15 protein-coding genes are annotated in these 19,949 nt (G+C 71.2%); 8 read left to right on the top strand and 7 right to left on the bottom strand.

Annotated elements, in window-relative coordinates; all coding sequences use genetic code 11:
• Positions 1 to 97: 97 nt before the first annotated feature.
• Both ACGFW6_RS16445 and ACGFW6_RS16440 read right to left on the bottom strand, forming a co-directional pair.
• Positions 98 to 3,364, bottom strand: coding sequence for a GH92 family glycosyl hydrolase (locus ACGFW6_RS16445; RefSeq protein ID WP_393509337.1), 3,267 nt, complete (start codon positions 3,362 to 3,364; stop codon positions 98 to 100).
• 384 nt (positions 3,365 to 3,748) lie between these two features.
• A complete protein-coding gene (locus ACGFW6_RS16440) occupies positions 3,749 to 4,855 on the bottom strand; it encodes a lytic polysaccharide monooxygenase (protein WP_393509334.1) in 1,107 nt (368 codons plus the stop codon).
• A 678-nt stretch (positions 4,856 to 5,533) separates the two neighbouring features.
• On the opposite strand from ACGFW6_RS16440, the gene ACGFW6_RS16435 reads away from it, so the two are divergent.
• Positions 5,534 to 6,328 (top strand): hypothetical protein, encoded by a 795-nt coding sequence (locus ACGFW6_RS16435; protein ID WP_393509331.1) that lies wholly within the window; start codon positions 5,534 to 5,536, stop codon positions 6,326 to 6,328.
• A complete protein-coding gene (locus ACGFW6_RS16430) occupies positions 6,321 to 6,776 on the top strand; it encodes a GntR family transcriptional regulator (protein ID WP_393509328.1) in 456 nt (151 codons plus the stop codon). The genes ACGFW6_RS16435 and ACGFW6_RS16430 overlap by 8 nt, the downstream gene beginning before the upstream one ends.
• Before the next feature lie 76 nt (positions 6,777 to 6,852).
• On the opposite strand, the gene ACGFW6_RS16425 is transcribed toward ACGFW6_RS16430, so the two are convergent.
• Complete coding sequence (locus ACGFW6_RS16425) at positions 6,853 to 7,395, bottom strand: GNAT family N-acetyltransferase (RefSeq protein ID WP_393509325.1); 543 nt, start codon at positions 7,393 to 7,395, stop codon at positions 6,853 to 6,855.
• A 291-nt stretch (positions 7,396 to 7,686) separates the two neighbouring features.
• Complete coding sequence (locus ACGFW6_RS16420; protein WP_393509322.1) at positions 7,687 to 8,061, bottom strand: VOC family protein; 375 nt, start codon at positions 8,059 to 8,061, stop codon at positions 7,687 to 7,689.
• 143 nt (positions 8,062 to 8,204) lie between these two features.
• Between ACGFW6_RS16420 and ACGFW6_RS16415 the strand changes: the two genes are divergently transcribed.
• The 3 genes from ACGFW6_RS16415 (at position 8,205) to ACGFW6_RS16405 (ending at position 10,884) form a co-directional block, all read left to right on the top strand.
• Positions 8,205 to 8,696, top strand: coding sequence for a GNAT family N-acetyltransferase (locus ACGFW6_RS16415; protein WP_393509319.1), 492 nt, complete (start codon positions 8,205 to 8,207; stop codon positions 8,694 to 8,696).
• A gap of 169 nt (positions 8,697 to 8,865) precedes the next feature.
• Positions 8,866 to 9,612: a GntR family transcriptional regulator gene (locus tag ACGFW6_RS16410; protein ID WP_393509316.1), complete on the top strand. Its 747-nt coding sequence runs from the start codon at positions 8,866 to 8,868 to the stop codon at positions 9,610 to 9,612.
• Entirely contained in the window at positions 9,613 to 10,884 is a 1,272-nt protein-coding gene (locus tag ACGFW6_RS16405) for an MFS transporter (RefSeq protein WP_393509313.1), read from the top strand.
• Between the two features lie 21 nt (positions 10,885 to 10,905).
• Here ACGFW6_RS16405 and ACGFW6_RS16400 read toward each other — a convergent pair whose 3' ends face one another.
• The 3 genes from ACGFW6_RS16400 to acnA form a co-directional block, all read right to left on the bottom strand.
• Positions 10,906 to 12,402 carry an ATP-binding protein gene (locus tag ACGFW6_RS16400; RefSeq protein ID WP_393509310.1) on the bottom strand — a complete coding sequence of 499 codons (1,497 nt, stop codon included), beginning with the start codon at positions 12,400 to 12,402 and terminating at the stop codon, positions 10,906 to 10,908.
• Positions 12,399 to 13,124: a response regulator transcription factor gene (locus ACGFW6_RS16395; protein ID WP_393509308.1), complete on the bottom strand. Its 726-nt coding sequence runs from the start codon at positions 13,122 to 13,124 to the stop codon at positions 12,399 to 12,401. Before ACGFW6_RS16395 ends, ACGFW6_RS16400 begins: the two co-directional genes overlap by 4 nt.
• A 134-nt stretch (positions 13,125 to 13,258) precedes the next feature.
• Positions 13,259 to 15,973 (bottom strand): aconitate hydratase AcnA, encoded by a 2,715-nt coding sequence (acnA, locus tag ACGFW6_RS16390; protein ID WP_393509305.1) that lies wholly within the window; start codon positions 15,971 to 15,973, stop codon positions 13,259 to 13,261.
• 271 nt (positions 15,974 to 16,244) lie between these two features.
• On the opposite strand from acnA, the gene argG reads away from it, so the two are divergent.
• The 3 genes from argG (at position 16,245) to ACGFW6_RS16375 (ending at position 19,639) form a co-directional block, all read left to right on the top strand.
• Complete coding sequence (gene argG, locus ACGFW6_RS16385; RefSeq protein WP_393509302.1) at positions 16,245 to 17,699, top strand: argininosuccinate synthase; 1,455 nt, start codon at positions 16,245 to 16,247, stop codon at positions 17,697 to 17,699.
• Between the two features lie 147 nt (positions 17,700 to 17,846).
• Complete coding sequence (locus tag ACGFW6_RS16380) at positions 17,847 to 18,044, top strand: DUF4236 domain-containing protein (RefSeq protein WP_093747609.1); 198 nt, start codon at positions 17,847 to 17,849, stop codon at positions 18,042 to 18,044.
• Between the two features lie 65 nt (positions 18,045 to 18,109).
• Positions 18,110 to 19,639: a helix-turn-helix domain-containing protein gene (locus tag ACGFW6_RS16375; RefSeq protein ID WP_393509299.1), complete on the top strand. Its 1,530-nt coding sequence runs from the start codon at positions 18,110 to 18,112 to the stop codon at positions 19,637 to 19,639.
• Positions 19,640 to 19,949: the final 310 nt, after the last annotated feature.

Here is a 19,949-nt window from a genome sequence, read left to right as displayed (position 1 = left end):
GCAGTCGGGTGGGACGTGACGGAAGCCGTCGCCCGGTCCGGTGTCGCATGTGACCCCGGGCCGGGCGACGGCGTTTCGTACGACCTGGTTCAGGAGGTCAGCCCAGCGCCAGGGTGAACACGTGAAGGTCGGTGTCGTCCGGCAGTTTCACCCGCGCGATGGTCCTGCCGTCGGGCGCCGTGAACGGCTCGGTGGCGAAGACGTAGGTGTCGACCGGGTCCCGGTCCGCGCCCGCGACGTTCCGGTAGGCGGCCCTGGCGACGACCTCGTTGCCGTACTGGACCGTTCCGGCGCCGCCGCCCACGGTCCAGTCGGTGAAGGCGAGGTCGATCGTGTCGGTGCCGCCGTCGGTGTAGGTGACGGTGGCCTTGGCCTGCTGGTTGCCGTTGACACCGCTGCCGAGGAAGGACAACCGGGCGGCTGGCTCGGCGAGTTCGACGGTCTGCCCCGCCGCCGAGACGTTGTCCGGGCGGCCGTTCGGCGAGTCGGGCCAGGTGAAGGCGAGGCCGCCCACCGTGCCCTGCCCGCCGGGCGTCAGACCGGCGGCGGCGAGGGCCTGCCGGGAGTAGCTCCAGCCGCCCCCGTCGAAGTCGGCCTCGTCATGGTCACCGGCGTCGTCGGAGACCCCCGTGTTGTTGTAGGCGGCGAGGAGCGTGCCCGGTGCCGCGACCGTCAGGGACACCGGCTGGGCGTACGAGGTGCCGTCCGAGGTCACGGTGATCTCGGCGGAGTAGAAACCCTGTTTCGTGCCCTTCGCTGCCCTCAGCTCGATCTTCCGCGAGCCGTCGGTCACCGTGCCCTCGGCGGGCGTCGCGGTGATTCCGTCGGGCGCGTCGACCCGGAAGCGCACCTCGGGGCCCGCTCCCCCGCTCATCGACAGGGCACGGATGCCGACCTCGGCGCTCCCGCCCGGCGCGACGGTCGCGGTGGTCGGGCCGACACCGATCTGGTACGGCTGCTCGCCCGCCCGGAAGGACGGCGGCGCCTCGGAGGCGCCCCAGGCGGGGTCGGGCGTGGCGGACAGGGTGTAGTCCAGCCGGCCGCCGTCGCGCACGAAGGACGCCGGGAGCCAGGGTCGCTCGCCGGCACGGCCGTTGACCGTCAGGGAGCGCACGTACGGGGCGTCCGCCGCGGCGCCCCGTGCCCGCACGGAGATGTCGCCGCCGCCCGGTCGGTCGATCTCGATGCGCGGGAACAGCGGTGAGGCGAGGACCAGTTCGGCACGGGAGGGCACCTGGGGGTACATGCCGAGCGCGGAGAAGACGTACCAGGACGACATGGCGCCCAGGTCGTCGTTGCCGGGGATGCCGCCGGGCTCGGTGGACCACAGCGCGCGCATCGCCGCGCGGACCGTCTCCTGCGTCTTGGACGGGGCGCCGGCGTAGGCGTACAGGTAGGGCACGTTGATGGACGGCTCGTTGTCCATCTCGGACTTGTCGCCACCGCTGCCGGTGAAGGCCCAGCCGCCGTCGGCGTCGTGGAAGAAGGCGTCGAGTCGCCGCACGGCCGCGTCACGGCCGCCCATGGCCGCGAAGAGTCCGGCGGGGTTGTGCTGGACCATCCACGTGTACTGGGCCGCCGTCCCCTCCACGAACCCGTTGCCGGTGGCGGGGGTGAAGCCGGTGACCCAGCTCCCGTCGGCCTTGCGGTTGGCGATGTAGCCGCCGTTCTCCGTGGCGGCGACGTTGAAGTTGTTCTGCCACCACTGGGAGCGGTCGGCGAACGTCTTCGCCGTGTCCTGCTGCCCCGCCTCGGCCGCCAGCCGGGACAGAGCGTAGTCGGCGCCGGACATCTCCAGCGTCTCGGCGGCCCCGCCCCACGCGTTCGACACGGACGGCATGTAGTGGTGCTTCAGGTACTTGTCCAGGGAGGGACGCTGACCGACCGACAGCACCGGCTTCCCGGCCGCCGACAGGTCCTTCTCGGTCGGCACGGTCGCCGCCCTCACCAGGGATCGCAGGGCTCCGCGCAGATCGAAGTCCGTGCCGCCGAAGGCGTGGATACCGGCCAGGGCGATGGGTGAGGGGTCGCCGTTCATGACGTGCGTGCCGCTCGCGCCGTGCAGCCAGCGGTCCCAGACACCGCCGTTCTGCTCGGCCAGCTCGTACAGCGACTGCGCGATGTCCGAGCCGACGCGCGGATCGAGGAGCGTGAGCAGCTGCACCTGGTCGCGGTAGACGTCCCAGCCGGAGAAGGTGCCGTACTGGGCCCGGTGGCCGCGGCCGACGGAGTGGACCCGGCCGTCGGAGCCCCGGTACCGGCCGTCGGCGTCGCTGATGACGTTCGGATGGAGGAGGGCGTGGTACAGCGCCGTGTAGAAGGTGGTGCGCTCGGCGTCGGTGCCGCCGCCGACCCGGATCGCGGACAGGCGGTCGCGCCAGGCGCGCCGCGCGGCGTCCGCGACGGCGTCGAAGGAGCGGTGCGGCGGGTTCTCCGCCGCGAGGTTGGCCTCGGCGCCGGCCTGGCTGACGTACGAGATGCCGACCTTGACGTTCACCGGTCCGGTGCCGGGCGCGAACTCGACGTATCCGCCCGCGCCCTTGCCCGCGACGGGCCGTCCGCCGGTGCCGAACCCGCCCGTGCCGCCGCTCGCCGCGGTGGAACCCGGGCTGAGCTGCTCGTCCTTCCAGGTGCCGGTGGTCTTGAAGGCACGGTCGAAGCGGGCGGTGAAGTGGACCGTGTAGTAGGAGCGTCGGCCTTCCGGGTCGAGGTAGCCGCAGAAGTTGCCGGAGGTCACGGATCCGGAGATCGTCCGCTTCGCCGGGTCGATCCGGACCGTCGAATCGGTCGATCCGACCTCGGAGTTGGCGGTGCGCACGAGCAGCGAGGCGGGCTTGTCGGCCGGGAAGCCGAAGCGGGCCGAGCCGGTACGGGCGGTCGCGGTGAGGTCGGCGGTGACACCGGACGCGAGACGTACGCGGTAGCGGCCGGGCTCGGCGCGCTCGTCGGCATGGCTGAAGTCGGAGGCGTAGACGGCGTCCTTGGTGTCGCTCGCGGGCGACGAGGTGACCTCACCGGCATACGGGAAGAGGGGGATGTCACCGCTGCCGCCCGCGCAGCCGGTGCCGGACATGTGGGTCAGGCTGAAGCCACGGACGCGGGTGGCGTCGTAGTGATAGCCGCCGGGCGCGGCGGTGCGGGTGGCGTCACCTCTGGTGTTCTCGGGGCTGAACGACAGCATGCCGAACGGGGTGACGGCACCCGGGAAGACATTGCCGCCGTTCCTGGTGCCGATCAGCGGATCGACGTACGGCGTCGGGTCCTTGAGCAGATCCGGGGGCGCCGCCGGCGCCGCGAGGGCGGGAGTGGCGCTGCCGACCGCCAGCACGGCGGCGAGCAGCAGGGACATGGGACGGAAACGCATGACGCGGCCCCTCCTCCTTCGGACGGGTCGCGCACCACAGGTCGCACAAGCCGCAGGGACAGTAGCGTGTGACACCGGTACCACGGAAGGGCGCGTCGACGGGCCGGCCACGAGGGGCCGTCACCTGGATGGGGCAGCGGAAGGTCCTGCTCAGGTCCTGATCTGCGGGATGCCGAAGGTCACTTGACGTCCAACTGGCTTGACATCGTTGTCCGTTGAAGCGGTAGAGTCATGCGACAGACCATTTGACAACGTTGTCGCACCGCGACCTCGCACAAGCCACTCCCCCACCGGACGATCCCACTTCCCCCCCCTCGGGCTCGTCCGGCTCGCGGACCCGGTGGACGTCGGCTCACGCCCACCGGGTCCGCCCGGAGCGACGGTTCAGCCCACTCGACAGGGCAGCGCCGTCGCGCTGTCGCCGCCCGATCCGGTGACGACATAGCCGAAGGTCGCGCTCTCCCCCGGATCGAGGGAGCCGTTCCAGTCGGCGTTGTGGACCATCACGTCCTGGCCGGTGTAGGTGGCGTTGCCACTCCAGAGACTGTCGACCTTCTGGCCGGCCGGGAGCGTCCAGTCGACCATCCAGCCGAGCATCGGGACGTCGCCGGTGTTGGTGACGGTCACCTCGGACTGGTAGCCGCCGGACCAACTGCCGGTCGTGCGGCGGCCGGCGGAGCACTGGCCGGGCACCGGGTCGGTCGGGTTGCCGGGCTCCTTGATGCCGGTGACCTCGCCGTTGCCGCCGTCGAAGACGACATCGGAGCACGAGTAGAAGGTCTCCGCGCTGTCCGAGCGCTGCCAGACCATGTAGACGATGTGGCGGCCGGACTTGTTCGCGGGCAGCCGGCCGCTCCAGGAGTAGTTGGCCTCGACCGTGCCCGGGGAGCCGTTCAGCGGCGGGTGGTCGACACTCAGGAAGGGCTGGGCCTCCATGTCGTCCCAGGTGAGGGTGCGGGTCGGGTCGAAGCCGTCCTTGGTGATGTAAACGTGGAACCAACCCGGGTGCGCCGCCCAGGCGTTGTAGGAGAAGTCGACGGTCGCACCCGAGGTCAGATGGGTGAGCGGCCAGTCCTTGCCGGGGGTGTTGAAGCCGGTGAAGTTGGTGTTGCCGCCGCTGCACAGCTCGCCGTCGGGCACGAAGCCGCGGGTGCGGCCGGCGCCGTCGGAGCGCAGCACGGAGAACCAGTTGTAGAACGGCGTGGTCCCGCTGACCTGCTGGGCCGCCTTGCAGGCCGGGTTGACCGGCTTGATCTCACCGGTGTCGGTGAGGCCGTCCTGCCAGCACAGGAAGGTCCGGCTGCCGGGCTTCATGGGGGTGCCGTGCGCCTCCGCCTCGCCACCGGCGGTCATGACGAGGGCGACGGCGGGAATGGTCGCGAGCAGGGAGATCAGAACGAGGAAGAGTGCTCTGGTGCGGGTGGCGAGGGTTAATCGGCGGGGCGGGGGTGTGGGGGCGCCCCCGCGGGACGGCGGTGTTGTCAGGATCATGACAGGAGAGTCCGTTCCTTCGGGTACGGGCCGTACGGCTGCGGGTATGGGTGGTGTGCGTGCGGGCGCGCGAGCCGGCCTTCCGGACTGCGGCCCGCGGAAGGGGCGGGGTGGGAGCGGTTCGAGGTGGCGGGTTCCGGTCCGCCACGGATGGGAGCGCTCCCACCCCGTCTGTTGCGGAAGGTAGCGCCGTGGAGCGTGGTTGTAAACGCCTGGCGCGGGAGCGAGTCGGGCGCGCGGGCTCAAGGGCGTCGCCTTCCCCGGGGTCCAAGGAGGGTGCCGCCACCGCGGGGGTCCAAGGAGGGCGTCATCGCCCCGCGGGCCCATGGGGTGTCATCGCCCCGCGGGCCCATGGGGTGTCATCACCCCGCGGACCCATAGGGCGTCACCACCCCGCGGACCCATAGGGCGTCACCACCCCGCGGACCCATAGGGCGTCACCACCCCGCGGACCCATAGGGCGTCACCACCCCGCGGACCCATAGGGCGTCACCACCCCGCGGACCCACGGGGCGTCACCACCCCGCGGGCCCATGGGGTGTCAGGGCTCCTGGGGTGTCACCACCGGCCCGCCCGAGCCGTTGGCGTTCCGCTTGTATCGAGCGATTGACACAAGATTCCCGGGCAGGGCATCTTGTACCCACCGTTTGGTACAAGATGGCCCTGGGGGATCTCCACGTGCTCGACACCGTCCCGCTCCAGTCCCGGTTGCTCGACCACGCCGACCACTACGCGCGCTGGTCCGGACTGGCCATCGGCATCGTGGCCGCACAGCAGTTGCTCACCATCGAGAGCGGCGACATCACGATCCCCCTCGTGTTCGCCATCACCGCGTTCGGCCTGTGCGCCGTGGGCGGTGTCCTGGTCGGCGACGCCCTGACCCTGCGTCCCCAGGAAGCGGTGCGCACCGCGAGTCTCGCCCCGCGTCTGGTCCGGGACCACGTGCCGCCCCGCATGGCGCCCCTGCTCCTGCTGCAGGCCGGCTCCCTCGTCGCGCTGCTGCTCATGGGCGCCGTCACGGCCTCCTCCGGCCCCGACCGGGCCGGCGGGGCGGGACGTGCCATCGACGTCGTCTGCGAAGGGGTGCGCACGTCCCTCGGGCCGTGGCCCGGCCTGTACTACAGCGGCCCGATGTTCGCCGCCCTCGCGGTCGGAACTCCCGCCTGCGTCTGGGCCCTGCGCCGTATCGCCTTCGGACCCGGCGATCAGCAGCAGCGCCGCGACCGCGCCTGGGCGATCATGGGAGCCTGGGGGCTGCTGGTGTCGAGCCAGGTGCTCCTCGTCGTGCTGATGCTTCTCATCTCGCTCATGGAGGGAGCCTGCGCCGGCCTGCTGGGCGCGGCCACCATAGTGGTGATCTGCCCCCTGGGGCTGCTGAGCGTGTTCACCTTCGGGTGGTCGCTGGTGACCGTGGTGGCGCCGCGAGCGGTGGACGACGACGTGGCCGACGAGGGGAGCTTCGACGATGAGTGACCGCGCCGTCCGCGTCGACACCACCAGCCAGGTGCCCCCGTACGAGCAGATCCGTGCCCAGCTGGCCGCGCTGATCCGCACCGGCCGGCTGACCGAGGGCGAGCGACTGCCGACCGTGCGGCAACTCGCTGCCGACCTCGGTCTGGCACCGGGCACCGTGGCCCGCGCCTACCGCGAGCTGGAGGCCGCCGAACTGATCCGCACCCGCCGTGGCGCCGGCACCCGGGTGGCGGGGCTCCCGTCCGGTCCGCACGCCCACGACGCCCACCGACTCGGCACGCTCGCCCGGGACTTCACCTCCGCGGCCCGGGCCCTGGGCGCCGGCACCGAGGACATCCTGGCCGCCGTCCGCGACGCCCTGAACTCGGATTCCGGCCACGCCGCGGCCACCGACGACAGCGCGGCGGCTGATCCCAGGACGACCGAGGCGACGGTGACCGGACGGTGATCGGTCGGACGGCCCGGCCGCCGTGCAGGCGGACCGGCGGTGTTCGGCCGGGGCGCCCGCAACCGGGCCGCGGGGCCTAGCCCTTCGCGTCGGGCTTCCAGTCCTGGACGAGGAGCCCGAGCAGGACCTCGTCCAGGAACTCGCCCATCACCCAGGCCGAGGAGCGCAGCACGCCCTCGCGGGCGAAGCCGTTGCGCTCGGCGGCGCGCAGCATCGCGGCGTTGTCCGCCAGCGTCTCGATCTGCAGCCGCTGCAGACCGCGCACGACGAACCCGTAGTGGCACAGCACCGCGACCACGTCGGTGCCGTAGCCCTTGCCGCGCGAGGACGGCAGCAGCCCCAGCCCGATGTGCGCGTTCCGGTTGTGGTTGTCGATGCCCCACAGCGTCGCGGTGCCGACCAGCGTGCCGCCGTCCAGTTCCACCACGGAGAACGGGACGTGCCCCTGCTCCTTGTCGTCCACCACGAGGCGCGGGTCCTTCGAACCGGGGCTGATCGGCCGCCACGGCCCGCTCTCGGCCCGCGCGGAGTTGACGACGTCGTCGTAGAGCTCGGCCAGCAGGACCGGTATGTCGTCCTCGTGCCGGGCCCGGAGCCCGACCTTGTTCCCCTTCAGCATGCAGGCTTCCTATCCGACCGGGCCGACCTGCGGCAACCGAATAGCGGGCCGGGGCAACGGCGGCGGTGAACTGGCCCGGAGCAGGCCGGAAGTGTCCTGCTCGGGGCCCGGGCGGACGGTTCGGCGGCGGCCGTGGGGAGGGGGCGGCGGCCGCAGGGAGGGTCTGCGGCCGTACAAAGCCGTCGGCGCCCGTGCGGGAGGGGTCGGTGGCCGTGCCGCGGCCTCGGCGGCTGGTGCGCCGGGGTGGTGGGGCGCCGGGGTGGTGGGGCGCCGTCGTGGTGGGGCGCCGGCTCAGTGGAAGCAGAGGCAGAACGGGTGGCCGGCCGGGTCCGCGTAGACGCGCCAGTTGGCCTCGGGGCGGAGCTGGTCCGTGCGCTCCAGCACGGTCGCGCCCAGGGCGAGCGCCCGCTTTTCCTCTCCGTCGAGGTCGTCCACGTCGAAGTCCAGGTGCAGTTGCTGCGGCCGTTCCTGGCCCGGCCACTGGGGCGGCCGGTAGCCGTCCACCCGCTGGCAGGCCAGCGGTGTCCCCTCGAACCCGTGCACTTCGACCCAGTCGGCGTCATCGGGGTCCGCGACCACCCGGCCGCCGAGCAGTTCCGCGTAGAACTGGGCCAGCCGTACCGGATCGGCACAGTCCAGCGCGACCGCCTGCAGCTTTCGAATCACGTCCGGCACTCCTCGCTCTTCGGGCCCTTTCCCACCCCACTCCCCGAACCGGGCCCATGGAAACGTCCACTCCCGTCCCACGCACCCGTCGTGCCCCTCAAAACCAGTTGGTGGCGGCGTCGCACCCGGGCTATAGCACTCCCATGACCTCCTGGCACCTGGCTCCCGAACCCGTCGGCACAGCGGACGCGACCGGCCTGCGCCGCGACTACTACGACGAGGTCGCCAGCCGCTACTGGAAGCGGCCCGCGACCTCCGAGGAGATCGACGCGGGCCTGCGGGATGACGGTGCCGAACTGCTCACCCCGCCCACGGGTCAGTTCGTCGTGGGCCGTCTCGACGGCACGGCGGCGGCCTGCGGCGGGCTGCTGATGCTGGATCCCGGGCGCGCCGAGCTCACCCGCGTCTATCTGCGCCCCGCCTTCCGCGGCCGGAAGGGCGCCGGTCTCCTGCTGGAGCTGCTGGAAGCCGAGGCACGCCGGCTCGGCGCCTCGCGGATGGTCCTCAACACCCGCCTCGACCTGATCGAGGCCCGCTCGCTCTACGTGCGCAACGGCTACCGCGAGATCCCCGCGTACTGCGCGGGCCCGTACGTGGAGATCTGTTACGGCAAGGACCTCGTCGGGGCCGGCTGATCCGACCTGCCGGTGACTTTTCGGAGCCTCGGCGGAGACGGCCGCCCGCCGCACCGGACCGCGGACGCCGAGCGTAGTGCTGCTCCAGTAGCCTCCGCGCGGTGCAGTAGCTTCCCAACTCCGCCCGCAATCACCAGCTGCCGTGCAGCGGAGCAACGGAGAGTCGCGCATGCCCCGAGAGGCCCCCTACCTGGCAGTGGCCGACGCCCTGCACGCCCGGATCGTCGCGGGCGAGTGGGCGACCGGGGAGCGCCTGCCGTCGCGGGCGATGCTCGCCGAGGCGTACGGGGTCGGGCGGAACGTCACTCAGCGGGCCGTGGACCAACTGATCGCGGAGGGCCTCCTCGAAGGGCGCGCGGGCTCGGGGACCTACGTCCGGGTGCCACGTGAGCGTCTGCGGATGGTCCGCTCGCGACACGGCGCTCACTCGCTCGCCGCCCTGAAGGAGCGGGGCAGGGCCGGGGCCTGGGACGCGCACAGCGAGGTGCGGGTTGCCGCTCCCCCGGCGATCGCCGAGCGGCTCGCGATCGGTCCCGGTGACCTCTGTGTCCGCACCCGGTACGAGTTCCTCGCCGACGGTCAGCCGGTCCAGCTCTCGAACTCCTGGGAGCCGATGGCCATCACCGCGGGAACCCCGGTGATGCTGCCCGAGAAGGGGCCGCTCGCGGGAAGGGGAGTGGTCGAGCGGCTGCGCTCCGTCGGCGTGGACGTCGAGAGGGTCGTCGAGCTGCCACGCCCGGCGCGTGCCACGCGGGAACAGGCGAACCTCCTGGGGATCGGGGTCGGCGATCTGGTGCTCCGGATCGAGCGCACCCTCTACGACGTGGACGGGCGCCCGGTGGAGACCGCCGACATGGTCATCCCGGACGTACGGCGGGAAGTGGCCTACGAGTTCGCGGTGGACCGGGAGCGTTAGATGACGCGCAGCGCGATCTCCTCGCGGCTGGGTCTGCTGGGCGACCGGGACTTCCGTCGGCTGTTCGCGGCCACCGCCCTCGGGCAGCTCGGCGACCGCATCGCCTTTCTCGCTCTGCCGCTGGTCGCCATCACGGCGTTGCACGCCGACGAGTTCCAGGTCGGGCTGCTGACCACGATGACCACCGCGGGCTCGCTGCTGGTCGGGCTGCCGGCCGGGGCGTGGGTGGACCGGATGCGGAAGCAATCGGTGATGATCAGCACCGATCTGGCGCGAGCGCTGGTCCTGCTCACGCTGCCCTTGGCCTGGTGGGCGGATCTGCTGACCATCGGGTGGCTGTACACGGCCGCCCTGGCGCATGGAGTGCTGACCGTCTTCTTCGACGTCGCCCATGTCAGTTACCTGCCGCATCTGGTGGGGCGCGGCAATCTCCTGGAGGGCAACTCGAAACTCTCGGCGATCCGCTCGGTGACCAGTATCGGCGGGCCGGGGCTGGCGGGACCGATGGCCGGCTGGGTCGGAGCCCCCGCGACGGTGCTGGCGAGTTCGGTCGGGATGGCTCTGTCGGGAGTGCTGGCGCTCGGCATCCGCGGACGCGAGCCGGAACCGGCGCCGGGCGGGCGCCCCCGGCTCGGGCGGGACATCAGGGAAGGGCTGAGCTTCGTGCTGGGGCATCCCGGCCTGCGCGCGATCATGCTGGGTGACGCGATCTTCAACCTCTTCCTGATCGTGTATCAGGCCATGCTGCTGGTCTTCCTGGACCGGGAGATCGGCCTCGGGCCCTTCGGTATCGGCGTCGTCCTGTCGGGCATGGGGTGTGGTGCCCTGGTGGGCGCGCTGGTGGCGGCCAGGGTGTCGAGGTGGGTCGGGCAGGGGCGGGTCATCTGGCTCGCGCCGCTCGTGACCTGTCCGCCGACGGCCGTGATGGCGGTGGCCCGACCGGGGTGGAGCGTGTGCCTGGCGGGCGTCGGGCTCGCCGCCCTCTCGCTGGGCGGAGTCGTCCGCGTGATCGCCCAGTCGAGCTTCCAGCAGGCACTCGCGCCGGACCGGCTCCTGGGCCGGGTGAGCGCGACGGCCCGGTTCGTCTCCTGGGGCGGCATTCCGCTGGGCGGGGTGCTGGGCGGCACGCTCGGCTCGGTGTTCGGCGCGGCGGGCACCCTGTCGATCGGCGCGGCCGGCATGACGCTGAGCGCCGTCCCCGCCTTCCTGTCGCCGCTTCGCACGACGCGCACGGTGCCGAAGGAGGAGGCCGCCGTTCCGCTCTCACGCTGAGACCTCCGGGGCACCGGCTCCTCACACCCGCTGCCCCGCGGTCGCCGCGTCCGGTGACAGGGCTGTCGGCAGCGAGTCCGCTAGGGGCAGTCCCACGGTGAACTCCGTGCGGCCCGGGGCGCTCTCGACCTCGATGTGCCCGGCGTGCGCCGCGACGATCGCCGCGACGATGGCGAGGCCCAGTCCGGAGCCGCCGTCGCGCGGGGTGCCTCGGGTGCGGGAGGTGTCGGCGCGGGTGAAGCGGTCGAAGACCGTCGGGACCAGGGCGGGTGGGATGCCGGGGCCGTCGTCACGGACGCGTACGACGCACCGGTCGTCCCCCGCCTCCACGACCACGACGACCCTCGTGCCGGCGGGCGTGTGCACCCGCGCGTTGGCCAGCAGGTTGGCCACCACCTGGTGCAGCCGGGCTGCGTCGCCGAGGACCAGCGGGGTGCCGTCCAGGCGGAGTTCGAGCTGCCAGTCGTGTCCGCTCCCGGCGGCCCGCGCGTCCCAGACCGCCTCCGCGACGAGCGCCGCCATGTCCACCTCGGCGGCGTGCAGGGGCCTGCCCTCGTCGAGCCGGGCCAGCAGCAGCAGATCCTCGACCAGGCCCGTCATGCGCGCGGACTCCGCGGAGACCCGGCGCCAGGCCAGTACCGGCTCGATGCGGTCGGTGCCCCGGTTCATGAGCTCGGCGTAGCCCGCGATCGAGGCGAGCGGTGTACGCAGTTCATGGCTGGCGTCGGCGAGGAAGCGGCGCATGCGTTCCTCGGTGCGCCGGCGTGCGGTGAGGGAGGACTCGACGTGGTCGATCATGCGGTTGAGGGCGGCACCGACCTGGCCTGCCTCGCTGGCGGGGTCGGTGTCCGGGGCCGGGACACGGGTGAGGGCGCTGACCTCGCCCCGGTCGAGGGGGGCACGGGAGACTTCGGCGGCGGTGGCGGCGACCCGGCCGAGGGGCCGCAGCTGGCGTCGTATGACCACGCCGCACAGGCCGCCCGCGACGGCGAGGCCGGCCGCCGCGACGACCGCCTCGACCACGACCATGCCGCTGATCATGTCCTGCACGTCGTCCATCGGGAGGCCCGTCAGGACGCGGATCCCGCCGCTGCGGGCGACGGTGACCCGGTAGGTGCCGAGGCCGGGCACGGTCGCGGTGTGCATCGCGCCGTCCGTTCCGACACCCGCGAGGGCCGTGCGCTGGGCTGCGGTCAGGGCGCGCGGTGGGGCGTCCTGGCGGACGACCTCGGCGCTGCTCACGTCCCCGTCGGCGTCGAGCCGGGCGGCGAGCATGCCGGTCGGATGGCCGCTCTCCATGAGGAAGCTCAGGTCGTCCGACAGCTCGGGGTGGAGGCGCGCGCCGCCCAGGCTGCGCTCGGCGGCGTTGCCGACCCTCTCGTCCAGGTTGCCCAGCAGATAGGCGCGTTGGACGAACACGGTGGTCAGCGCCATCGCGGCGCACACGGCGGCGAGGGTCAGGCCGATGAACACGAGCAGGCGCGTGCGCAGGGAGCGAAGGCGCCGGCGGGCGCTCATCTGCCGTCCTCCACGGGCCTGATGGTGTAGCCGAGGCCGCGCACGGTGTGGATCATCGGCGCCCGGCCCCTGTCGATCTTGCGGCGGAGGCCGGAGATGTAGACCTCCACCAGGTTGCCGCCGCCGTCGAAGGACGCGCTCCACACGCGGTCGAGGATCTGCGTCTTGCTCAGCACCTGCCGCGGGTGGTCCATCAGCAGGCTGAGTAGGTCGAACTCCTTGGCGGTGAGCGGGATCGGTTCGCCCGCGCGGTGCACCTCGCGGCTGTCCGCGGCGAGCACCAGGTCGCCGAGGACGTGCACGGACTCGTCGCCGCGGGCCCGTTGCGCGCCGGCTCGGCGCAGCAGCCCGCGCAGCCGCAGCACGACCTCCTCCAGGGAGAACGGCTTCGTGACGTAGTCGTCGGCGCCGGCGCCGAGTCCGTCGAGCCGGTGTTCCAGGGCGTCGCGGGCGGTGAGCATCAGGACGGGCAGCCGCGGGTCGTCGTACCGCAGGCGGCGCAGCACCTGGAGGCCGTCGAGGTCGGGCAGCATCCCGTCGAGCACGACGGCGTGCGGCGGGCAGCCGCGCGCGCTCCGCAGCGCGCTGTGTCCGTCGGGCGCCGGACAGGCCAGCCAGCCCGCCTCCTCGACGGCCGCGCGGAGGATGTCGAGGAGCGCGGGTTCGTCGTCGACGATGAGCACACGGACGCGTCCGGTGCGGAACCCAGCGGTGCCAGTCATGTCCCGATCCTGTCCCGGCAGGCTGGGGGAACCCTGTGTTCCGGCTGAGCCCCGGCGATGTCACGGGACGGGAACGACGAGGGCCGTATCCCCGGCGCTCGGGGATACGGCCCTCAACTGCCGTGCCGTACCGCTTACTTGCGGATCAGGCTGCGCAGCACGTACTGCATGATGCCGCCGTTGCGGTAGTAGTCGGCCTCACCGGGGGTGTCGATGCGGACGACCGCGTCGAACTCGACGCCCGTGTCGGTGGTGACCTTGACCGTGCTCGGGGTGGTGCCCTCGTTCAGCTCGGTCACGCCGGTGATGGAGAAGGTCTCCTCGCCGGTCAGGCCGAGCGAGTCGGCCGACTGGCCGGCCGGGAACTGCAGCGGCAGGACGCCCATGCCGATGAGGTTCGAGCGGTGGATGCGCTCGTACGACTCGGTGATGACGGCCTTGACGCCGAGGAGGGCCGTGCCCTTGGCCGCCCAGTCGCGGGACGAGCCGGAGCCGTACTCCTTGCCGCCCAGGATGACCAGCGGGACGCCGGCGGCCTGGTAGTTCTGCGAGGCGTCGTAGATGAACGACACCGGCGCGTCGGCCTGGGTGAAGTCGCGGGTGTAGCCGCCCTCGGTGCCCGGCGCGATCTGGTTGCGCAGGCGGATGTTGGCGAACGTGCCGCGGATCATGACCTCGTGGTTGCCTCGGCGCGAGCCGTAGGAGTTGAAGTCACGACGCTCCACACCGTGGTCGGTGAGGTACTTGCCGGCCGGGGTGTCGGCCTTGATGGCGCCGGCGGGCGAGATGTGGTCGGTGGTGACCGAGTCGCCGAGCTTGGCCAGGACGCGGGCGCCGGCGATGTCGGAGACCGGGGTGGTCTCCATCGTCATGCCCTCGAAGTAGGGGGGCTTGCGGACGTACGTCGACTCGGCGTCCCACTCGAAGGTGTTGCCGGTCGGGATCGGCAGGGCCTGCCACTGGGCGTCGCCCGCGAAGACGTCGGAGTAGGACTTGGAGAACATGTCCTCGCCGATGGCGTTCGCCACGACGTCGTTGACCTCGGCCTCGGAGGGCCAGATGTCCTTCAGGAAGACCGGGTTGCCGTCCTGGTCGGCGCCCAGGGCGTCACGGGTGATGTCCACCTTCATGGAGCCCGCGAGGGCGTACGCGACGACCAGCGGCGGGGAGGCCAGGTAGTTCATCTTGACGTCGGGGTTGATACGGCCCTCGAAGTTCCGGTTGCCGGAGAGGACCGAGGTGACCGCGAGGTCGTGGTCGTTGACGGCCTTGGAGACCTCCTCCGGCAGCGGGCCGGAGTTGCCGATGCAGGTGGTGCAGCCGTAGCCGACGAGGTTGAAGCCGACCTTGTCGAGGTACGGGGTCAGGCCCGCCTTGTCGAAGTAGTCGGTGACGACCTTGGAGCCCGGGGCGAGGGTGGTCTTGACCCACGGCTTGCGGGTCAGGCCCTTCTCGACCGCCTTCTTGGCCACCAGCGCGGCGGCGACCATGACGTACGGGTTCGAGGTGTTGGTGCAGGAGGTGATGGCCGCGACGGTGACCGCGCCGTGGTCGATCTCGTAGGTCGAGCCGTCGGGGGCGGTGACGGTGACCGGGTTGCTCGGGACGCCGTTGGTGGCGGCCGGGGCGTCGGAGGCCGGGAAGGACTCCTCGCCCGCCTCGTCGGCGGTGGCGACGTAGTTCAGGACGTCCGTCTTGAACTGCTCGGCGGCGTTCGCGAGGACGATGCGGTCCTGCGGGCGCTTCGGGCCGGCGATGGAGGGGACGACCGTGGAGAGGTCCAGCTCGAGCTTCTCGGAGAAGTCGGGCTCGGCCTTCGGGTCCAGCCAGAGGCCCTGCTCCTTGGCGTACGCCTCGACGAGCGCGACCTGCTGGGCGTCACGGCCGGTCAGGCGCAGGTAGTTCAGGGTCTCGTCGTCGATCGGGAAGATCGCGGCGGTGGAGCCGAACTCCGGCGACATGTTGCCGATGGTGGCGCGGTTGGCGAGGGAGGTGGCGGCCACGCCCTCGCCGTAGAACTCGACGAACTTGCCGACGACGCCGTGCTTGCGGAGCATCTCGGTGATGGTCAGCACGAGGTCGGTGGCGGTGGTGCCGGGCTGGAGCTCACCGGTCAGCTTGAAGCCGACGACGCGCGGGATGAGCATGGAGACCGGCTGGCCGAGCATGGCGGCCTCGGCCTCGATGCCGCCGACGCCCCAGCCGAGGACGCCGAGGCCGTTGACCATGGTGGTGTGCGAGTCGGTGCCGACGAGGGTGTCGGGGTAGGCCTGGCCGTTGCGGACCATGACCGTACGCGCGAGGTGCTCGATGTTCACCTGGTGGACGATGCCGGTGCCGGGCGGGACGACCTTGAAGTCGTCGAAGGCGGTCTGGCCCCAGCGCAGGAACTGGTAGCGCTCCTTGTTGCGGCCGTACTCCAGCTCGACGTTCTGGGCGAAGGCCTCGTGGGTGCCGAACTTGTCGGCGATGACGGAGTGGTCGATGACCAGCTCGGCCGGGGAGAGCGGGTTGACCTTGGCCGGGTCGCCGCCGAGCTCCTTGACGGCCTCACGCATGGTCGCGAGGTCCACGACACAGGGCACGCCGGTGAAGTCCTGCATGATCACGCGGGCCGGCGTGAACTGGATCTCCTGCGACGGCTGGGCCTGGGAGTCCCAGCCGCCGAGGGCGCGGATGTGGTCGGCGGTGATGTTCGCGCCGTCCTCGGTGCGGAGGAGGTTCTCCAGCAGCACCTTCAGGCTGTAAGGGAGGCGCGCGGCGCCCTCGACCTTGTCCAGCCGGAAGATCTCGTACGACTCGTCGCCCACGCGCAGCGTGCTGCGGGCGTCGAAGCTGTTCGCCGACACGACAGTCTCCTTCATTGATGTGCGCGTACCACCACGATCCTGCCGCCACGGCATCTTGGCCGATCCGCTAAGGTAAGGCTAAGTTAGGTAACCCTTACCGCGAGACCGGTGATGCCGCGCGGCTGCGGTGCACCTCGGCAGATATCTCGATGTCGAGATAACTCTAGTACATGGGGCCGGGCTGGTCATGCCCGGGGCTTCGACATGCCCTCATTCCTGGATTCCGCATACCCCCATTGCATGACCATGCGTTCTGATGCATACTCTTCCTATGAGCAAGGTCCTCACCTCCCTCCCGTCCGGCGAGCGCGTCGGCATCGCCTTCTCGGGCGGTCTCGACACCTCGGTCGCGGTCGCCTGGATGCGCGACAAGGGCGCCGTCCCGTGCACCTACACCGCCGACATCGGCCAGTACGACGAGCCCGACATCGCCTCGGTGCCCGGCCGCGCCAAGGCCTACGGCGCCGAGGTCGCGCGCCTGGTCGACTGCCGCGCCGCCCTCGTCGAGGAGGGCCTGGCCGCGCTGACCTGCGGCGCCTTCCACATCCGCTCCGGCGGGCGGGCGTACTTCAACACCACGCCGCTGGGCCGTGCCGTCACCGGCACGCTGCTGGTGCGCGCGATGCTCGAGGACAACGTCCAGATCTGGGGCGACGGCTCGACCTTCAAGGGCAACGACATCGAGCGGTTCTACCGCTACGGCCTGCTCGCCAACCCGAACCTGCGGATCTACAAGCCCTGGCTGGACGCGGACTTCGTGACCGAGCTGGGCGGCCGCAAGGAGATGTCGGAGTGGCTGCTCGCCCACGGGCTGCCCTACCGGGACTCCACGGAGAAGGCGTACTCCACGGACGCCAACATCTGGGGCGCCACCCACGAGGCCAAGACCCTGGAGCACCTGGACACCGGCGTCGAGACCGTCGAGCCGATCATGGGCGTGAAGTTCTGGGACCCCTCCATCGAGATCGCCCCCGAGGACGTCACGATCGGCTTCGAGCAGGGCCGGCCGGTCACGATCAACGGCAAGGACTTCGCCTCCCCCGTCGACCTGGTGATGGAGGCCAACGCCATCGGCGGCCGCCACGGCCTGGGCATGTCCGACCAGATCGAGAACCGGATCATCGAGGCCAAGAGCCGCGGCATCTACGAGGCGCCGGGCATGGCCCTGCTGCACGCCGCGTACGAGCGTCTGGTCAACGCGATCCACAACGAGGACACCCTCGCCCAGTACCACAACGAGGGCCGGCGGCTCGGCCGGCTGATGTACGAGGGCCGCTGGCTGGACCCGCAGGCGCTGATGATCCGCGAGTCGCTCCAGCGCTGGGTCGGCGCCGCGGTCACCGGCGAGGTGACGCTGCGGCTGCGGCGCGGCGAGGACTACTCGGTCCTCGACACGACCGGCCCGGCGTTCAGCTACCACCCGGACAAGCTGTCCATGGAGCGCACCGAGGACTCCGCGTTCGGCCCGGTGGACCGGATCGGCCAGCTCACCATGCGCAACCTCGACATCGCCGACTCCCGCGCCAAGCTGGAGCAGTACGTCGGTCTCGGCCTGATCGGCACCGGCAGCCCCACCGTCGGCGCCTCCCAGGCCGCCGCGACCGGGCTGATCGGCACCATGCCGGAGCTGCCCGAGGGCGGCGCCGAGGCCATCGCCTCGCGCGGCGAGGTCTCCGAGGAGGACGCGCTCCTGGACCGCGCCGCGATGGAGTCCGGCACGGACTGACCCACCGGACCAAGGACCTGCCGGAAGGGCCGGCACGACGCTCACGGCGTCGTGCCCGCCCTTCCGGCATTCCGACATGCCATCAGTTCGCCGAGTCGGGGTAACCGAGGGATACGCACTCGACTCCGGACTCCGGAAGGAGCATCCATGCCTCTGACATTTCGTAAGAGTTTTCGCATCCTGCCCGGCGTGCGCCTGAACATCAACCGGCGCTCCTGGTCCATCACCACGGGCGGCAGGAACGGCCCGCGACACACCCACAGCAGCACCGGACGTCGTACGACATCGATGGATTTGCCCGGACCTTTCGGGTGGCGTCGCACCCGTACCGCCAGGCGGCGTTGACGGCACGTCACCCGAATGGCCCCCCTGAGAATGTGCCATCTCATATCTGAGATAGCCTCAACCTCATGGCAGACGATTACCTCGTACGCATCGGCAAGCTCATCCGTGACGCCCGGCAACACCGTGGCTGGACACAGGCGCAGCTGGCCGAGGCGCTCGGCACCTCTCAGAGCGCCGTCAATCGCATCGAGCGCGGCAACCAGAACATCAGCCTTGAGATGATCGCCCGAATCGGTGAAGCCCTCGACAGTGAGATCGTGTCGCTGGGCTACGCCGGTCCGATGCATCTGAGGGTCGTCGGCGGACGTCGACTGTCCGGTTCGATCGACGTCAAGACCAGCAAGAACGCCTGCGTGGCACTGCTGTGCGCCTCACTGCTCAACAAGGGGCGCACAGTGCTGCGCCGGGTCGCCCGCATCGAAGAGGTGTACCGCCTGCTGGAGGTGCTCAACTCCATCGGCGTGCGCACCCGTTGGGTCAACGACGGCGTCGACCTGGAGCTCGTGCCGCCGGCCGAGCTGGACATGGGGGCGATCGACGCGGAGGCCGCCGTGCGCACCCGCTCGATCATCATGTTCCTCGGCCCGCTGCTGCACCGCATGACGCACTTCAAGCTGCCGTACGCCGGCGGCTGCGACCTCGGTACGCGCACCATCGAGCCGCACATGATCGCGCTGCGCCGCTTCGGCCTGGACGTCGCGGCGACCGAGGGCCAGTACCACGCCGTGGTGGACCGCGGCGTACGTCCCGACCGGCCGATCGTGCTGACCGAGCGCGGCGACACCGTGACCGAGAACGCGCTGCTGGCCGCCGCGCGGCACGACGGCGTCACCGTCATCCGCAACGCCTCCTCCAACTACATGGTCCAGGACCTCTGCTTCTTCCTGGAGGCGCTCGGCGTGCGGGTCGAGGGCATCGGCACGACGACGCTCACGGTCCACGGCGTCCCGAACATCGACGTCGACGTCGACTACTCCCCCTCCGAGGACCCGGTCGAGGCGATGAGCCTGCTGGCCGCCGCCGTGGTGACGGAGTCGGAACTGACGGTGCGTCGCGTGCCGATCGAGTTCCTGGAGATCGAGCTGGCGGTGCTGGAGGAGATGGGCCTCGACCACGACCGCACGCCCGAGTACTTCGCCGACAACGGCCGTACCCGGCTGGTGGACCTCACCGTCCGGCCCTCCAAGCTGGAGGCGCCGATCGACAAGATCCACCCGATGCCGTTCCCGGGCCTGAACATCGACAACGTCCCGTTCTTCGCGGCGATCGCCGCCGTCGCCTCGGGCAAGACCCTGATCCACGACTGGGTCTACGACAACCGCGCGATCTACCTCACCGACCTCAACCGCCTCGGCGGCCGCCTCCAGTTGCTGGACCCCCACCGCGTCCTGGTCGAGGGCCCCACCCGCTGGCGCGCCGCGGAGATGATGTGCCCGCCGGCCCTGCGCCCCGCCGTGGTCGTCCTGCTGGCGATGATGGCGGCGGAGGGCACGTCCGTCCTGCGCAACGTGTACGTCATCAACCGGGGTTACGAGGACCTCGCCGAGCGCCTGAACTCCATCGGGGCGCAGATCGAGATCTTCCGGGACATCTGATGCGCGGATGCCGCCGCATGCTGTCCGACGTGCCGCTTGGCGGGGCGGACAGGGTGCGGCGGCACCTCTGGGACTTCCCTGGGACTTCGGGCATGCACCGCTGACGGGGCTTCGATTCGCAAAAGGACACGTAGCAGAGGATCCTCAGAGCCCTCGGAGGGCCCAATCCGGGGCGACCGCGAGAATGGATTCAAGGTCGGCAGGAGACAGCGACGGCCCCCGATCAGGATTTCCTCGCCGACAAGGCCACCTCGTACCCAGTCGTCCTCGACCCTCCCAGGGGGTGTGCGAGGCACTCGGCCATATGGGT

The organism is Streptomyces sp. Y7 (assembly GCF_043195415.1).
In the GTDB taxonomy this organism is placed as follows: domain Bacteria; phylum Actinomycetota; class Actinomycetes; order Streptomycetales; family Streptomycetaceae; genus Streptomyces.
The sequence above is the reverse complement of the archived record's forward strand: the minus strand, read 5'-3'. Positions and strand labels throughout refer to the sequence as shown.

Excerpts from the sequence above, each read along its gene's own strand:
- ACGFW6_RS16375 (WP_393509299.1), top strand. The coding sequence starts at position 18,110 with ATGGCAGACGATTACCTCGTACGCATCGGCAAGCTCATCCGTGACGCC.
- ACGFW6_RS16395 (WP_393509308.1), bottom strand. The coding sequence starts at position 13,124 with ATGACTGGCACCGCTGGGTTCCGCACCGGACGCGTCCGTGTGCTCATC.
- ACGFW6_RS16400 (WP_393509310.1), bottom strand. The coding sequence starts at position 12,402 with ATGAGCGCCCGCCGGCGCCTTCGCTCCCTGCGCACGCGCCTGCTCGTG.
- ACGFW6_RS16440 (WP_393509334.1), bottom strand. The coding sequence starts at position 4,855 with ATGATCCTGACAACACCGCCGTCCCGCGGGGGCGCCCCCACACCCCCG.
- ACGFW6_RS16415 (WP_393509319.1), top strand. The coding sequence starts at position 8,205 with ATGACCTCCTGGCACCTGGCTCCCGAACCCGTCGGCACAGCGGACGCG.
- ACGFW6_RS16405 (WP_393509313.1), top strand. The coding sequence starts at position 9,613 with ATGACGCGCAGCGCGATCTCCTCGCGGCTGGGTCTGCTGGGCGACCGG.
- ACGFW6_RS16430 (WP_393509328.1), top strand. The coding sequence starts at position 6,321 with ATGAGTGACCGCGCCGTCCGCGTCGACACCACCAGCCAGGTGCCCCCG.
- ACGFW6_RS16445 (WP_393509337.1), bottom strand. The coding sequence starts at position 3,364 with ATGCGTTTCCGTCCCATGTCCCTGCTGCTCGCCGCCGTGCTGGCGGTC.
- ACGFW6_RS16425 (WP_393509325.1), bottom strand. The coding sequence starts at position 7,395 with ATGCTGAAGGGGAACAAGGTCGGGCTCCGGGCCCGGCACGAGGACGAC.
- argG (WP_393509302.1), top strand. The coding sequence starts at position 16,245 with ATGAGCAAGGTCCTCACCTCCCTCCCGTCCGGCGAGCGCGTCGGCATC.
- ACGFW6_RS16410 (WP_393509316.1), top strand. The coding sequence starts at position 8,866 with ATGCCCCGAGAGGCCCCCTACCTGGCAGTGGCCGACGCCCTGCACGCC.
- ACGFW6_RS16380 (WP_093747609.1), top strand. The coding sequence starts at position 17,847 with ATGCCTCTGACATTTCGTAAGAGTTTTCGCATCCTGCCCGGCGTGCGC.